At 50.3% G+C, this 15,816-nt stretch carries 14 protein-coding genes; 2 read left to right on the top strand and 12 right to left on the bottom strand.

The genetic code is table 11. From position 1 onward, the window contains the following. Positions 1-43: 43 nt before the first annotated feature. The 12 genes from KTO58_RS08835 to KTO58_RS08780 form a co-directional block, all read right to left on the bottom strand. Complete coding sequence (locus KTO58_RS08835; RefSeq protein WP_095841643.1) at positions 44-748, bottom strand: urease accessory protein UreH domain-containing protein; 705 nt, start codon at positions 746-748, stop codon at positions 44-46. Positions 749-766: 18 nt separating this feature from the next. Beyond that, positions 767-1,621 (bottom strand): urease accessory protein UreD, encoded by an 855-nt coding sequence (locus tag KTO58_RS08830; protein WP_095839723.1) that lies wholly within the window; start codon positions 1,619-1,621, stop codon positions 767-769. Then, a complete protein-coding gene (ureG, locus tag KTO58_RS08825) occupies positions 1,564-2,202 on the bottom strand; it encodes an urease accessory protein UreG (protein ID WP_095839724.1) in 639 nt (212 codons plus the stop codon). The genes KTO58_RS08830 and ureG overlap by 58 nt, the downstream gene beginning before the upstream one ends. A gap of 17 nt (positions 2,203-2,219) precedes the next feature. Continuing rightward, complete coding sequence (locus tag KTO58_RS08820) at positions 2,220-2,909, bottom strand: urease accessory protein UreF (protein WP_095841644.1); 690 nt, start codon at positions 2,907-2,909, stop codon at positions 2,220-2,222. A gap of 5 nt (positions 2,910-2,914) precedes the next feature. Further along, positions 2,915-3,421 (bottom strand): urease accessory protein UreE, encoded by a 507-nt coding sequence (gene ureE, locus KTO58_RS08815; protein ID WP_095839725.1) that lies wholly within the window; start codon positions 3,419-3,421, stop codon positions 2,915-2,917. Positions 3,422-3,450: 29 nt separating this feature from the next. Then, entirely contained in the window at positions 3,451-5,172 is a 1,722-nt protein-coding gene (gene ureC / locus KTO58_RS08810; protein ID WP_095839726.1) for an urease subunit alpha, read from the bottom strand. Next, complete coding sequence (ureB, locus tag KTO58_RS08805; protein ID WP_225860148.1) at positions 5,169-5,540, bottom strand: urease subunit beta; 372 nt, start codon at positions 5,538-5,540, stop codon at positions 5,169-5,171. The genes ureC and ureB overlap by 4 nt, the downstream gene beginning before the upstream one ends. 21 nt (positions 5,541-5,561) lie before the next feature. Next, a complete protein-coding gene (gene ureA / locus KTO58_RS08800; protein WP_095839727.1) occupies positions 5,562-5,864 on the bottom strand; it encodes an urease subunit gamma in 303 nt (100 codons plus the stop codon). Positions 5,865-5,988: 124 nt separating this feature from the next. Further along, the gene (locus KTO58_RS08795) at positions 5,989-8,961 is read right to left on the bottom strand and encodes a KAP family P-loop NTPase fold protein (RefSeq protein ID WP_095839728.1); all 2,973 of its coding nucleotides are present in this window, start codon (positions 8,959-8,961) and stop codon (positions 5,989-5,991) included. 306 nt (positions 8,962-9,267) lie between these two features. Beyond that, positions 9,268-9,864, bottom strand: coding sequence for a hypothetical protein (locus KTO58_RS08790; RefSeq protein ID WP_157753072.1), 597 nt, complete (start codon positions 9,862-9,864; stop codon positions 9,268-9,270). A 112-nt stretch (positions 9,865-9,976) separates the two neighbouring features. Continuing rightward, positions 9,977-11,164: an O-succinylhomoserine sulfhydrylase gene (locus KTO58_RS08785; protein ID WP_095839730.1), complete on the bottom strand. Its 1,188-nt coding sequence runs from the start codon at positions 11,162-11,164 to the stop codon at positions 9,977-9,979. 19 nt (positions 11,165-11,183) lie between these two features. After that, positions 11,184-11,603, bottom strand: coding sequence for an OsmC family protein (locus KTO58_RS08780; RefSeq protein WP_095839731.1), 420 nt, complete (start codon positions 11,601-11,603; stop codon positions 11,184-11,186). A 138-nt stretch (positions 11,604-11,741) separates the two neighbouring features. On the opposite strand from KTO58_RS08780, the gene metX reads away from it, so the two are divergent. Both metX and KTO58_RS08770 read left to right on the top strand, forming a co-directional pair. Beyond that, positions 11,742-12,764 carry a homoserine O-acetyltransferase MetX gene (gene metX, locus KTO58_RS08775; protein ID WP_198314967.1) on the top strand — a complete coding sequence of 341 codons (1,023 nt, stop codon included), beginning with the start codon at positions 11,742-11,744 and terminating at the stop codon, positions 12,762-12,764. 157 nt (positions 12,765-12,921) lie between these two features. After that, positions 12,922-15,804 (top strand): TonB-dependent receptor, encoded by a 2,883-nt coding sequence (locus KTO58_RS08770; RefSeq protein ID WP_095839733.1) that lies wholly within the window; start codon positions 12,922-12,924, stop codon positions 15,802-15,804. Positions 15,805-15,816 lie beyond the last annotated feature (12 nt).

Below are 15,816 nucleotides of genomic sequence, written 5' to 3'. Positions count from 1 at the left end.
TCAGGTGGGTTGCAAGGTACAGTAATGTATTGCAATATACAATTCACCATTCGAGGAAGACCATTCCAATTCCACAGACGGTTACTGCGGCACCACTGATAGCGGCCATGTAACGTTCTATCCAATTGTTTTTTAATAATGAGAAGCCGAAGTATCCGAGGAGTACCATTGTTACCATTGTGAGTACGGTGAACAAGGTGAATGTGGTGATCAGCAGGATGATGCTTTGTACGGACTGCTGGGCACCGGAGTAGGTTAGTAATGGCAGGAGAGGTTCGGAGGGGCCCATGACGAAGATAGCGAAGAGGACCCAGGGGGTGACTTTAAAACGTTGTTGCGGGTATACGACGGCGGAGCCATGTTGGTGTTCGTAGACATACATTTCTCCATTATCATAGATATCGAAGTGTTTGTGTGGTTTATTTTTCCAAGCGCTGCGTATGCCCCAGATGAGGTATACGATGCCTAGCCAGAGTAGTGTCCAGCCGGCGATGCCCCCTCTTATTTCGGAGATTGCATCGAAGCGGGAAAGTTGCCAGCCGAGGAATATGCCGACGAGTCCTATGAGGAGGGAGCTGAGTACATGTCCTAATCCGCAGAGGACGGTCCACAGGATGGTTTTGCCAATTGACCAGCGGCGGGTGCGTGACAATACGATGAACGGCACGTAGTGGTCTGGTCCGGAGGCGGTATGTATACAGCTGATGGTGATGGCGGTGGCCAGTAGGGCGCTTGTTTCTATGTTCATGTTCATGCCTTAACCCGGTTATGATGTTTGTTGTGTAATGTGTTGTTGTGTGAGGGCTGCGATCTGCTGCATCTGATCGTACAGTAGTTCTGCACCCTGTGCTAACAGGCGGACGACGATGCCCGGTCCGGCGGTGAGGGATATGCCGGCGGTGATGCCGGCGGAGCTTTCCAGTATGTTGTAGATGTTATCTGCCAGTGCGGGGAGATCGGTGCCGGTGTGGGTATCGAATAGCAGGAAGGTGCCCTGGTGGGTGTATCCTTCGAGGCATCCGACGGCAGAGAGGTCCATGATAGCTGGTTCGAGCAGGAGGTTATCGAGTAGGACGAGTTTCTGGCGGTATCTTATTTCGGTCCGGATGTGCAGCCGGGTGAAGTGGAATATTTCGCCATTCAGTTTGCGGCCACAGGTGACGATCTCGCCCCAGTAGAGGCGGCAGTTTTCTGTCAGGTTGATGCGGTTGACGGCGGTGTAGTGGGCTTGTTTTTGTGGTACGAGTGGATGTGGTATGAAGTGGAGGGTGCTGCCGTTGTCCATTTGTATCTCCATATGTTGGGAAGCGCCCTGTTGCATCGTATACAGGCGTTGATAGGCCTGTGTCTGCAGTTTCAGGGAGGTTCCCGGTCCGGTATGGATGTACATGCGATAGTGGTCTCCATCCAGCATTCCCGGGGATGCGCTCATGAGGATAAGGTGAAGGCATTCGCTATTGCGGCTGGCGCTTACGTTGGCGATCTTAAACGGCGGCGTGAAGAATACATCGGCCATGTAGGAGGTGATGCCCCGTAGTGCGGTCGTGAGTTTTAGTTCGCTGATCATCTGGTCAGTGGCGGTTCGTCGGCTGTTTCCAATAAGGCATATTTGCGTATCCATCCGATTACGGTATCGAGGCCCTGTTCGCTGACGAGGTTGGTGAATACGAAGGGTTGGCCTTGTCTCATGCGGCGGGCGTCCTGTTCCATTACCTGGAGGTTGGCGCCTACGTATGGGGCGAGGTCGATTTTGTTGATGACGAGGAGGTCGGAGCGGGTGATACCTGGGCCACCTTTGCGCGGTATTTTATCTCCTTCGGCTACATCAATGACGAAGATGGTGACATCTGCGAGATCGGGGCTGAAGGTCGCGGAGAGGTTATCGCCGCCACTTTCTATGAATACGATGGTAATGTCGGGGAAGCGGGTTACCATTTCATCTACTGCTTCGAGGTTCATGCTGGCATCTTCGCGGATGGCGGTATGGGGGCATCCGCCGGTTTCGACACCTATGATACGTTGTGGTGGCAGGAGGCTGTGTTTGGTTAGGAATTCCGCATCTTCTTTTGTGTAGATATCGTTGGTGATGACGCCGAGGCTGTATTGATCTGCGAGGCGGCGGGTCAGTCTTTCGATGAGGGCGGTTTTACCGGAGCCGACGGGACCGGCTATACCGATCTTCACATATGTACGTTCATTCATGTTAGTTAGTTTACTGATCAGGACATATACAATCTTGAGTACAGTCTTTCGTGTTGCATGCAGCGGATATCGAATGCCGGGCTGCAAAGTCCGAGGCGATCTGGATCGGGCTGTAAGGTTGCGAGGGCTAGCTGTTGTAGTGCGGGTTGCAGCCGGAAGAGCATATCCTGTCCGTCGAGCTGGCCTAATGGTATCAGTTTGACACAATTGGTGACTATGCCGACGGTCGCATTATAATAAAACGCGTATAGGGCTGCTTCTTTGGGTATTTGCCAGGCGGCGGCGTATGCGCCGAATGCGATGGCATAGTGTCCGGCGGCGTTGCCATTGCGGATGGTCTGGTGATAGGCGGTGAGCAGTGGCAGGTCTTGCTGGCGGCTGAATATTTTGATCAGCCGCAGGCAGAGTTTCTGGCTGGCCTGGCGTATTTCCCTGGGGGCTTTCAATGCTTCTGCCGTTTCGTCGAGGAGCAGTAGTGTTGTGATATCATCAGCAGTGGCGGCGTCATAGGCCAGGCTGGCGAAGGCGGCATCGTTGTAGCGGATGTTGACCTGCAGCATCTGGCGGATGTATTGTTCTGCGCTGGCGACATCTTTTACGAGGCGTTGTTGTACGTATGTTTCCAGGCCGGCGCTATGGCTGTATCCACCGACCGGCAATGTGGGATCGGACAGGTGCAGGAGGCTGGCCAGGTGGTGTAGTTGCATCATCATTATTTTGAAGCGATCTGCATGATACGGGAGAACAGGGAGCTACCGGCGCTGCCGTGAGCATGCGGTGTTACTTCGGAGCGGAGCATATTGGTGAGCTGTCGTTGTTCGAGTACGGGTGCGTAGCCATTGGCATGCAGCCAGCGGAATAGCGGGCCTTCTGCCGGTATGAGTACCTGATCGTCCTGTATGAATATGGGCAGGTGTTTATTGCCTATTTCGTAGCAGACGGTGCCCATTTCCAGTAAGGAGCGGGGGGTGATGACGATGGTTTCGCAAGGTAATATATCGACGCTGATAATGATTTGATCATCTATATAGAGGATATCTCCCTGTCGGAGGCGATGTCCTTCCTTGAACAACTTCAACGCTATTTCCCTGCCCTGGGCGGTGTGTTTGCGCTGGATGCGGCGGGTGGTTTCGTACCAATGCAGGGATAGTTTGTCGTGCTGACGATTGTCTGCCGGGTGATCGGCGATATTGCCTGTTATGGATTGTACCATTATCATATCAATCTTTTAGCGGTCGGATGTTGTAATTAGAACAGGAAATACCGTTGTGCCATAGAGAGGCTGGTAGCCGGTTCGCAGGTGATCTTCTGACCATCGAGGCGTACTTCGTAGGTCTCCGGGTCGACGGTGATATCCGGTGTTTTGTTGTTGTGGACCATATCTTTTTTAGCGATGTTGCGGCAGTTGTGTACGGGCAGTAATGTTTTCTGCAATCCGTATTCTTCTGCGATCCCTTTCTGCAAGGAGGATGCGGATACGAAGGTGACGCTGGTATGGTGCAATGTTTTGCCAGCGGCGCCGAACATGGGGCGGTAGATGACTGGTTGCGGTGTGGGTATGGACGCGTTGGGGTCTCCCATCCGGCTACCGGATATCATGCCTCCTTTGATGATCATTTCTGGTTTGACGCCGAAGAAGGCGGGTTTCCAGAGTACGAGGTCGGCGATCTTACCCGGTTCGACGGAGCCGACATATTCGGATATGCCATGAGCGATGGCCGGGTTGATGGTGTATTTGGCTATATATCGTTTGACGCGGAAGTTATCGTTGCCGCTGTCTTTATCTTCAGGCAGGCAGCCTCTTTGTTGTTTCATTTTATCGGCGGTCTGCCAGGTTCGGATGACTACTTCCCCTACTCTACCCATTGCCTGGGAGTCGGAGCTCATGATGCTGAAGACCCCTTCATCGTGCAGTATATCTTCTGCGGCGATGGTTTCGGGGCGGATGCGGGAGTCGGCGAAGGCAACATCTTCGGCGACGCGTTTGTCCAGGTGGTGGCATACCATGAGCATGTCGAGGTGTTCGTCTATGGTATTGACGGTGTATGGGCGGGTGGGGTTGGTAGAAGCCGGGAGTACATTCGGGAAGGAGGCAGCGCGGATGATATCCGGGGCATGCCCCCCTCCTGCGCCTTCGGTATGGAAGGTATGTATGACGCGGCCGTTGATGGCGTTGAGGGTATCTTCGAGGAATCCAGCTTCGTTGAGTGTATCTGTGTGTATGGCGATCTGTATATCGAGTTCATCGGCTACTTTGAGTGCGGCATCTATGACGGCCGGAGTGGCGCCCCAGTCTTCGTGTATTTTGAGGCCCAGTGCGCCTGCTTCTATCTGTTCGACGAGGGGAGGTAAGGTAGAGCAGTTGCCTTTGCCGAAGAATCCCAGGTTCATGGGATATGCTTCGGCCGCCTGCAGCATACGTTGGAGGTTCCATTTACCCGGCGTGACGGTGGTGGCGTTGGTACCATCGGCGGGGCCGGTGCCTCCACCTATCATGGTGGTGATACCGCTGTAGTGGGCATGTTCTATCTGTTGGGGGCAAATGAAATGGATATGGGTATCTATGCCCCCTGCGGTGAGGATGAGGTTACTGCCATTATGTACTTCGGTGGAGGCGCCAATGACAAGTTTTGGATGGACGCCATCCATGGTATCGGGGTTACCTGCTTGTCCGACGGCGGTGATGATGCCATCTTTGATGCCGATATCCCCTTTTACGATGCCCCAGTGGTCGATGATTATGACGTTGGTGATGACCAAATCGGCGACGCCCTCTTCGCGCAATGCGGTAGCGGATTGGGCCATGCCGTCGCGTACGCTTTTGCCGCCGCCGAATTTGCTTTCGTCGCCGTAGACGTTATAGTCTTTTTCTATTTCTATGAACAGTGATGTGTCGGCGAGCCGTACTCTATCGCCGGTGGTGGGGCCGTAGGTGTTGACGTATCGCTGGCGGTCTATTTTCAAGCTCATGGCAGTTCGTTTTTAAAGTTGCCCGCTTTGGCCTTTTCGAGGCTGAGGGCTTTGTTGTGGGCATTTGTTTCTCCATCTACGAGGTTATTGATGCCTATTACGCGGCGGGCGCCTCCCAGTGCTACGAGTTCTACTTCTTTTTCTTCGCCCGGTTCGAAGCGGACGGCATTGCCGGAGGGCACATTGAGGCGCATGCCGTAGGCCTGGCTGCGATCGAATGCCATCATCCGGTTGACTTCAAAGAAGTGGCAATGGGAGCCTATCTGTATGGGTCTGTCGCCGGTGTTGACAGCTTTCAGGCGTATGGTAGGCCGGCCTTGGTTGGCCACGATATCTTCATGTCTGAGCAGGTATTCTCCTGGTATCATCGACTGATGTGTTTTGTGGTGTTATCGTATCGGATCGTGTACGGTGACGAGTTTACTTCCGTCGGGGAAGATGGCTTCTATCTGCACTTCATGGATCATTTCCGGGATGCCCTCCATGACATCTTCGCGGGTGAGGATGGTAGCGCCATATTGCATCAGGTCAGCCACGCTGCGGCCGTCGCGGGCGGCTTCCATCAGCCGGCTGCTGATGAGGGCGATAGCTTCCGGATAGTTAAGTTTCAGTCCTCTGGCCTTTCGTTTTTCGGCTAACTCACCAGCCAGGTGTAGCAATAGTTTTTCCTGTTCCCTTGGTGTCAGGTGCATATGTCAAGTTTAGATCAGACAAGGATGTGCTTTAGCTTGCGATAGGGAGATTTTGGTATTGCAGGTGTATGGTTGTGAGAGCAAAATAGGGAAAAAAACCGAGTAGTGTGTTAAGAAGACACAATTACTGTATAAGATCTTTTAAAAATTTGCGATCTGCTTCATCGGGGATGAAGGAGTGGTTGCTGTTTAACCGGGGAAGATATTTTTCGATCAGACTGGCGAGGTCGTTTACTATTTTATCTTCTGAGTAAAAGCTTTGCAACCTGTTGATCAGATCGTCGGCAGACTTAAATATCTGCTCCCATTGACCGTATGCATATATAGCATCCCGCACTCCATATCTGCGTGTAAAAAATTCTTTGATGAACAGTTGCATCAGGTGATCGTTTTTCATCAGTTTTTCCCGATAGTATGCGGCGACTTCCGGGAGTATTATCACTTTGGGACCCGGTGCTTCCTTGTCGTCGTTTAGCAGCAACAGGCGTCTAATGGCGTCCTGACTGACGTAGGGGCTATCCAGGGAATTCCTTAATACTGTAAAGATGAAATCTTCCAGTTCTTTTGTATCGAACCCGGGAAGACCTGCCCCTATGAGTTTGTGCGCCAATTTGGCTTTACAGATATCGACGATTGCCGGTTCTTTCAGTTCTTCCAATACTTTTCGTTTATAGCCATTTATCAGTGTAGTGGAAGTAGGCTTTGCGGTGAGTACCGGGCTATTTTTTACCAGGAGGAATGCCCGCTCCAGGTAATCTCCCAGTAAGTCATCTACATCTAACCTGAGAAAGACATAGAGGAATTTCATTCTTTCGTCGTCGTCGCGGAAGGGTCTGAAGCCATCGAGTACGTTTGCCAGTTCACCCGGTGCTTTCCTATTCCAGTCCAGGAATTTCTTTGCGATGTTGTATTTACTTTCTTTGATAGCGGCGGTGAATTCTTTTAGTGAGATCACGTTAAAGCTCTGGAAGTTGAAGTAGAGCCAAAAATAGGCGGCATCGCATACGCGTCCTTGTCCGCTGGGCTTTGTGAAAAGTTCTCCCAGTATCTTTTCCATTGTCCGGCTTCGTTTGGCATCCATGGGATGCCTTTTCAGGTAGCTATTCCAGCTATCTATATCGAGTTCATAGTAGTCACTGCCGGTATAACCATTTACTGTGATATGGGACAATATTTTGCGTGTACGCAACTGATGGAACAAGTGGAAATCTGTTACCTGGAGGAGTGCGAGCAGGAAGTAGTCGCCTAAAGCGATTTCGTCTTTCAGCAGTTCGAAGTGTAATTTGATATTATTGGCCAGTCTTTTCAGGTCGCGCATGTTGTCGAGCAGCAGTTCCAGTGGGCCATCTGCGTCTTCATTAAATGCCTCTTTCAGCATCATATGCTGTAGGGCATCTTCTATCTTTTGCTGATCTTCTTCGGGCATGCCGGTGAAGTCCAGTGCTGTTTTGAGTTCGGGGATATAGCTTTTGGACTGGATGACGGGTAATGCGATGGTGAGCTGGAATATTTTTTTCAGGTATTGTTCTTCTTTAGGGAACTGGCCTGTTTTCCGGATGGCATTGACGGTGTATTCGTAGTCGAGGGCGACGATAAAGAAGGTGTTGGCGAAATCGGCGGTGCTCCGGATGATTTTGAGCAGGGATACGATCTCTCTACCGCTCAGGCGGTCGACATCGTCGATAAAAACAATGAACCGTTTGCCGGTTCTTTTGATCGCGGTATTGATTTCCTGGTATTTGGATAATATGGTAGACGGGCCGGCAATTCCGGACAGGGCGGCGCCCAGCAGCCGGATACGCAATGAATCGTCTGTTTGCAAGAGCTGGCGGGAGTATTCAGTGATCAGCGTTCCTATGGAAGCATTATACGGGCGGACGGCATCGGCCAGGGAGGCAAAAAAGTCATCTACCAGTACTTCCGAGGAATTATTTCTCCACGCGGAAAAATGGATCATTACATTATTCCTGTTCTTAAGTGCATGGATATGGTTTTCCACCTGGCGGAGAAAGTAGCTTTTGCCCATGCCCCAATCTGCGAATACGCCGATCGCGAAGGACTGTTCTTGTGTGGAGCTATTGTCGATGTGGCTGGCGATGGTGAATGCATATCCTTTGAAGTTGTGATCGTGTGTTGTTTTGCTGATGGCGGGGCTGTCTTCGATGAGGGCGGACCTTTCGACCTGTAATTGTTTTCTGTAAGACTTAAAATCCAGCAGGAACAGCCATATTGCAGCTAACAGTACGTCGCTGTATTTCAGCCAGGGCATGTGCCAGGAGGCAAAGGAGACAAAGTCGTAGTTAGGGTTCTCACGGCCATAGTAGGAATAAATGCATACTGCCAGGAACGAGCCTATCCAGGTATGGATACCCGGTAAGAGGGTACGACGGATTTTGGGTATGATATGTATAATACCTGAAAGCAGCAAAAACAATAAAAGAATGTTCAGCAAGTGTTGTTCCTGTATATCGAACAGGTAGGGCCCGAATACCTGGCTATCCAGGAAGTATTGCAGTTTAGGTCTGAGGCCTAGTAGCAGTAATGTTACGATTACCAGATTGCGGGTTCTTTTCCCTTTAAAACTTTGTTTGTATTCTTCCCAGGAATAATCATCGTATGGCAGTGAAAAGGGGCGTCCGTATTCTTCGAAGGGACCCAAGAGTAGTATTGCCCAACATGCGATACCGGAAACATAGCACCATAGTGGCAGCTGCCAGTTGCTATCGTCGGGGACCCATATGTGTGAGAAATGGACTATTGACAGCAAGGTCAGGAAAATGATCAGTTTCAGCAGGAGTGTATTGGGGTCGGGATATTCCCCCTCTTTGGTCATTAATAACGTCATGGTGACGCCAAAAGAGGTAAAGTACAAGAGGGTCCAGGCGAGTGTTGCTTCCATGGAGCCATTGCTGGCGCTGGCGATGATATATGGGAAAGCCGGTAATGTTTTCAGGCGATCTACGTCTCTACAGACGGCCAGTATGTTTGTGTTGGCCAATAGTGTTACGACTACTATTCCTATGGCTGATGTTATTAACAATGGCCGCAGTTCGATATCGTTGAGGTATTGTTTCCAATTGAATTTTATTGCAGGCATACAGGGATATTCACTTTCAAATGACAATTTGGGGGCCTTTGGCGCTGCGAATGATTTTCGCAGGGGTTGGGGCAATATGTCCAATTTAGTGTTTTTTTACCAGGAATAGAAATATCTCCTTAGGAAGGGGTAATATCCTACCAATAGCACATTTCACATAAATAATTAGCTATCAAACAGTTGCATACTTGTTGCATATAGGTTGTATAAGCGTTGTATAAGCATTGTATATGCAACTATATGCCTCGCTTATACAATGACTATACGAATGCTATAGGAATGATACAGGAGAGCTATAGGAAGGCGTCAGGATTTGAGGTAGGGAAATGCTTTGAGAAATTTGGTCATGAGGCGGCTTTCGTCTCCTTGCTCGGTGCGGAGAAGTTTGTTGGTTTTCAGGTGGATATCTTCAATCCAGATGAGATCTCCGGTTTTGCCATCGTGGATACCGATGGTGAGGACTTTTTTGCCATCGAAGTAGTGGTAGGCTGACATGATGGGTGACATGAGTGTAGGTCCTACGTATATGGTGGATTTGCTGAAGGTTTTGAGGTCGCCGGTGACTACTTCGTCTACCTGCAGGTATTGGCAGAGGCTTTGTTTGTCGAGGAAGTTGACTTTGCGGAATTCGATGCCAGCTTTTCGGAGGAGGGAATCGGTGTGTTCCCAATGTTGGACGTTGACGAGTAGTGAGATATCTTCATTGACGAGTGCTTTGTAGATGAGGGATTGGCCGTATATGGACAGTTCGTGTTCGCTTTGCATGCGTTCGGCTACTGTTTGTGCTTCCCTGGTAGGCATATATATTCCGGTTTTAACCGGCAGGATGGCGATCGTCTTTCTGGGTTGGGTAGTTTGTTGTGCGAAGGTGTATAATACAGCTATAAGGCATGTAAAGGTCAATAGTAAGCTTTTAGCGAGGTGCATAACAGTGCAGGTATATGGATTTGATAAGCAATCGCCAGGCAGTCTTTTGGGTTGCCTGGCGATCTTGTTTGATATAATGCTGTTGTGTTTATTTGCTTTGTTCGAGTGCCTGAAGGATATCGTCGAGGATATCCTGCGGATGCTCGAGGCCGACGGAGATGCGTATTAGTCCGGGGGTGATCCCTACGGAGCGGCGTTCTTCTTCGGAGAGTTTGGCGTGGGTGGTACTGGACGGGTGGGATGCGATGCTTCTGCTATCGCCCAGGTTGGCTGTCAGGGACAGTACTTTGAGGGCGTTGAGGAAGCTGATACCGCTTTGCAGGCCGCCTTTGAGTTCGAAACATACGATACCGCCGCCGCCGGACATTTGTTTTTTGGCGATCTGGTATTGCGGATGGCTTTCGAGGAAGGGGTACTTCACGAAGGCGAGGTGTTGGTTGCCTTCGAGTGCTTTGGCGATGGTCAGTGCGCTTTCCGTGTGGCGTTGCATGCGGATATGCAGGGTTTCCAGGCTTTTGCTTAGTACCCAGGCATTGAAGGGTGACATGGCGGGGCCGGTGCTGCGGCAGAAGGCGTATACTTCTTTGACCAGTTCTTTGCGGCCCAGTACGATACCACCTAATACGCGGCCTTGTCCGTCGATCCATTTGGTGGCGGAGTGGGTGACGATATCGGCGCCATCGAGGATGGGACGTTGGAGAACGGGGGTGGCGAAGCAGTTATCGACGTTGAGCAGGATGCCATGTTTTTTGGCGATGCTGCTGAGGTAGGCGACATCTACGATTTCGAGTCCTGGGTTGGAAGGTGTTTCTATAAAGATCATTTTGGTATTGGGCTTTATAGCGGTTTCCAGGGTGGAGGGTTCGTTGATATCGAAGTAGGTATAGTCGATGCCCCATTTGGGGAGGAACTTTGTGATGACGGTGTGTGTAGAGCCGAAGATGGAGCGGGCGGCTACGAGGTGATCGCCGGCTTTGAGGAGTGCCATGAAGCTGGCGAATACTGCGCTCATGCCGGAGGCGGTGGCATATCCGGCTTCGGCCCCTTCGAGGGCGCACATTTTCTGTGCGAACTCGTCGACATTAGGATTGCTGAAGCGGCTGTAGATGTTGTCATCCGTTTCATCAGCGAAGGCGGCTCTCATATCTTCGGCGTTGTCGAAGCAAAAGCTGGAGGTGAGGAACATAGGTGCAGAATGTTCCATTTGCCAGGTTCTGGCGGTTTGTATCCTCACAGCATTGGTTTCCGGGCGAAGATGCTCAGGATGATTGTTCATGAAAGGTTTGGTGCTGTCTTTATTGATTAAGAATAACTTCCCAGGTAAGTTTGGTATTGGCCTGGCGTAACGTTTCTGCTACGGAGCAGTATTTATTCATTGACAATTCCACTGCGCGAGCAGCTTTATCTGGGTCTACGTTGCCGGAGATATAGAATTTGACGTGACCTGTTTCCCAGAGGGCGGGTTCTTTATCTTTTTCGCGATCGGCTACGATTTCGATGCGGAAGTCGGTGATTTCCTGGCGTTGTTTTTTCAGGATCATTACCACATCGATCGCGGAGCAGCCACCGAGGCCCATGATAAGCATCTGCATGGGTCTTACGCCATTGCCTTTGCCACCATTTTCGGTACCGGAATCCATTAATACCTTATGTCCTGCTTCGTCGACAGCTTCCATATTAAATCCGTCATCGATCCGTTGTAATGATATTTTCATAGTTGCCTGTTTTGTATATCAAAGATAGGCTGAAATGTGAAAATAGCATAACACAATGCGTCTTTAAAAGGGAGGACTGGTTGTTTTTGCTTGCTCTTATGATGTTTGTGACGTAGGTTTGCGCAAATTTCTACAAGGTTGGGTGTTCAGGTTTATCAAAGTAAGACGGCATTTACATTAGAATCGGGCATTACTTTGCCCGGGATAGACATTGCGTATCATACTTACGGTACGCTGAATGATGACGGCAGTAATGTGATCTGGATCTGTCATGCGCTGACGGCTAATTCGGAGGTGGCGGACTGGTGGGCGGGTCTGCACGGTAATGACAAGGTATTTGATCCATCCCGGTATTTTATTGTATGTGCCAATATACTTGGTTCCTGTTATGGTTCTTCGGGGCCGCTGAGCATTGATCCTGTTAAGGGGGTGCCTTATTACCATGATTTTCCGGCGGTCACGATCCGGGATATGGTGCAGGCGCATATATTGCTGCGGGCGCACCTGGGTATTTCCCGTATTCATTTGCTGGTAGGCGGTTCTATGGGTGGTTACCAGGCGTTGGAGTGGGCGTTGGCGGAGCCGGCGGTGGTGGAGCGTTTGTTCCTGTTATGTACGGGGGCTGCGGAGAGTGCGTGGGGTATTGCTATTCATACGGCGCAGCGTTTGTCTATTGAAGCGGACAGCAGTTGGCGGGAGGAGCGTCCGGATGCCGGGGCTGCGGGGTTGAAAGCGGCCAGGGCGATCGGGATGCTGACTTACCGTAACTACCAGACATTTGTGCGTACCCAATCTGACTCTGATAAAGAAAAAACGGATCAATTCAGGTCTTCTTCGTATATCAATTACCAGGGCGATAAGCTGGTAAAGCGATTCAACGCCCAGTGCTACTGGTTGTTAACCAAGGCGATGGACAGCCATAATATTTCCAGGGGGCGTGCCGGTGATCTGGCGGCTACGCTGGCTACGTTGCAGCAGCCTGCTTTGCTGATCGGCATTACCAGTGATATTCTTTGTCCGCCGGAGGAGCAGCAGTTCCTGGCGCAGTATCTACCCCATGCAACTTATCATGAAATAGACTCTTCTTATGGACATGATGGGTTTTTGATCGAGTTTGAGAAGATCGGCCGGATCGTTGCGGCCTGGTTGGTGAGTCATTAATTTCCCTGGTTATAATTGTCTTATCTGGCGGTTGATTTTTTGGTCTCCGCCGGTGCGGTTGTTTTTCTAATATGCGATAAAATTCACTGTAAATGAATTTTACTTATATTTAGAAAAACTATTTTCTATTTATTCCCCAACAACCAAAATCACGAGTATGAAAAGCTGCTTAGAAAAAATGAGCTTATGCTTTCTGGCTACCCTATTATTCCTATGCCAAATAGTACAAGCGCAACAATCATCCACGATCACGGGGACTGTGACGAACAAATCCACCGGGGAGAAGATCCCGGGCGTAACAGTGACTGTCAAGGGTACTGCCATTGGCGCTATCAGTGATGGTAATGGTGTATTCCGACTGCATACGACCCGTTCTTTCCCGTTAACCCTGGTTTTATCCTATGTTGGGTTTAAAACGGAAGAACTGACGGTAGCGAGCGCAGCCTCCTCGATACCGGTACAGCTGACTTCCACCGAAATTCTTGGTCAAGAGGTGGTGGTAGCGGCGAGTCGTGTAGCGGAGAGTATCCTGCAGTCGCCGGTGTCTATTGAAAAGCTGGATGCGCGGGCTATCCGCAACTCCCCTGCTCCTACTTTCTATGATGCGCTGGCTAATATGAAAGGCGTGGAGATGAGCACACAGAGTCTCACCTTCAAGTCGGTGAATACCCGTGGATTCAATTCCAATGGTAACACCCGAGTGTTACAGTTGATCGACGGTATGGACAACCAGGCGCCCGGTCTGAACTTCTCTGTGGGCAATATTGTGGGTATTACAGAGCTGGACATGGACAATGTGGAGCTGATCCCCGGTGCGGCCTCTGCCCTATATGGGCCGAATGCGCTGAACGGTATCGTATTGCTGAACAGCAAGAACCCGTTCCTGCATCAAGGTCTGAGTGCCAATGTGAAATCCGGCATCATGAGTGATAACGGGCGTAGTGGTACCAACACCGGCTATTATGATGTGACGCTGCGTTATGCCAAGGCCTTTAACAACAAATGGGCGTTCAAGGTAAACTTCGGTTATGTAAGTGCCAAGGACTGGCAGGCGTACGACAAGCGTGATCAGAGCTTGCTCAACGGCTATACGCTGGAAAACGGCAGCCGGCTGAATCCTGGCTATAACGGTGTGAACATTTATGGTGACGAGACCAATGTAAACATGAAGGCACGTTTGCGCAGTACTGCGATGACACCGGGTAACCCGCTGAGTGCAGGTATACAGCAGATTTCAGCGGCTACCGGTGGTTTGCTGACACCAGGCGCCATATATAACGCTTTCATGCCAGACAGCAGCAATGCCTGGATATCCAGAACCGGATATGACGAAAGGGACGTGGTGGATTATAACACGAAAAACATAAAGATCAACGGTGCGTTGCACTATAAGATCAACGATAACCTGGAGGCGTTCATACAAGGTAGTTACGGTACCGGTACGACGGTATACACTGGCGCCGACCGTTATGCGCTCCGCAATTTCCGGATGGGCCAGTATAAGGCGGAGCTGAAGGGCAGTAACTTTTACGTGCGTGCTTATACTACGCAGGAGCGTTCGGGCGAATCGTATGCTGGCGGTATCCTGGCCCAAGGTATCAACGAAGCCTGGAAGCCCAGCACGCAATGGTTCCAGGAATACTTCGGTGCTTATGCGACTGCGGCGCTGGGTACTTTCGGACAGACGTTACAGCAATCACTCGCTGCGGGTCAGTCTCCGACACAAGCGCTGGTATCTGCGCAACAAGCTGCCAGGGGCGGTGCTGCGAATTTCCATACCAATGCACGTAATGTGGCAGACAGGGGCCGGTTGCTGCCTGGTACGCCTGAATTCGACGCGGCTTCCGATAAGGTAAAGAACAAAGCGATCCCTGGTAATGCGCAAGGTGTAGGTGCCAAATTCACCGACAAGACCAACCTTTACCAGCTGGAGTTCATGTATAATTTCAGTAACCTGATCAACTTTGCAGAGATCCTGGTAGGCGGTAACTACCGTATCTATGAGCTGAACTCTGAGAAGACATTGTTTGCTGTAAAAGATGACGGCAAAGAATTCCGTATCAATGAATACGGTGGCTACGTACAAATAGCTAAGCGCCTGTTTGAAGAGCATGTAAAGGTGACAGGGTCGTTACGTTATGACAAGAATGAGAACTTCCAGGGTCAGTTCTCTCCCCGTCTTTCTGCGGTGTATACTTTCCTGAAGACGCACAACTTGCGTGCTTCCTATCAGACCGGTTTCCGTATTCCGCATAACCAGGATCAGTACATTGACCTGATCACGCCACAGGCGCACCTGATCGGAGGGCTGCCTATTATGCGTCAGCGGTACGGGCTGGATAAAGAGCCGGTATTCACGCAGGAGTCACTTCAGAGCGGCAACCCTACTCCTTATCAGTTCCGTGAATTCAAACCGGAGAAGATAGAAGCGTTTGAGTTAGGTTATAAGGGCTTGTTTGGTAACAAGCTGTTGATCGATGCTTACGCTTATTACAATAACTTCAAAAACTTCAATGCGATCCAGATATTGATCAAACGTCCTGGCACTGCGGAGCAGGAGGTATTCTCTTTACCTGTGAACTACCAGGGCGATATCAAGTCATGGGGATGGGCACTAGGTGTTGATTATACATTACCCCGCAATTTTGTGGTGGGAGGTAACGTATCATTCAATGAGCTGACCAATGCCAATGACCTGAAGGGGCTGATCGTTGGTTATAATACACCCCGTATCCGTTATAACCTGTATGTGGGCAACCGTAACTTCGGCAAGTCCAACATAGGCGCTAATGTTACCTGGCGTTGGCAGGACAGCTTTGTATGGGAGTCTTCTTTCGTAGGACCGGCGGTACGCGGTGCTTCACAAAGTGTGGTACCGGCTTATGGCACGCTTGATGCGCAAGTGACCAAGCTGTTCCCGAGCATCAAAACTACTGTTAAGATCGGCGGCGCCAATATACTCCGTAACGTATATACACAAGCGTGGGGTAACCCATCTGTGGGTGCACAATATTATGCATCTATAGGTTACAACCTGTAGGGGATTCATCTT

The organism is Chitinophaga pendula (assembly GCF_020386615.1).
GTDB classification, from domain to species: Bacteria; Bacteroidota; Bacteroidia; order Chitinophagales; family Chitinophagaceae; genus Chitinophaga; species Chitinophaga pendula.
The sequence above is the reverse complement of the archived record's forward strand: the minus strand, read 5'-3'. Positions and strand labels throughout refer to the sequence as shown.

Coding starts and splice junctions, on each gene's coding strand:
- KTO58_RS08835 (WP_095841643.1), bottom strand. CDS start 748: ATGAACATAGAAACAAGCGCCCTACTGGCCACCGCCATCACCATCAGC.
- KTO58_RS08785 (WP_095839730.1), bottom strand. CDS start 11,164: ATGAACAATCATCCTGAGCATCTTCGCCCGGAAACCAATGCTGTGAGG.
- ureC (WP_095839726.1), bottom strand. CDS start 5,172: ATGAGCTTGAAAATAGACCGCCAGCGATACGTCAACACCTACGGCCCC.
- KTO58_RS08780 (WP_095839731.1), bottom strand. CDS start 11,603: ATGAAAATATCATTACAACGGATCGATGACGGATTTAATATGGAAGCT.
- KTO58_RS08830 (WP_095839723.1), bottom strand. CDS start 1,621: ATGGATACGCAAATATGCCTTATTGGAAACAGCCGACGAACCGCCACT.
- ureB (WP_225860148.1), bottom strand. CDS start 5,540: ATGATACCAGGAGAATACCTGCTCAGACATGAAGATATCGTGGCCAAC.
- KTO58_RS08770 (WP_095839733.1), top strand. CDS start 12,922: ATGAAAAGCTGCTTAGAAAAAATGAGCTTATGCTTTCTGGCTACCCTA.
- ureA (WP_095839727.1), bottom strand. CDS start 5,864: ATGCACCTGACACCAAGGGAACAGGAAAAACTATTGCTACACCTGGCT.
- ureE (WP_095839725.1), bottom strand. CDS start 3,421: ATGATAATGGTACAATCCATAACAGGCAATATCGCCGATCACCCGGCA.
- ureG (WP_095839724.1), bottom strand. CDS start 2,202: ATGAATGAACGTACATATGTGAAGATCGGTATAGCCGGTCCCGTCGGC.
- KTO58_RS08795 (WP_095839728.1), bottom strand. CDS start 8,961: ATGCCTGCAATAAAATTCAATTGGAAACAATACCTCAACGATATCGAA.
- KTO58_RS08820 (WP_095841644.1), bottom strand. CDS start 2,909: ATGCAACTACACCACCTGGCCAGCCTCCTGCACCTGTCCGATCCCACA.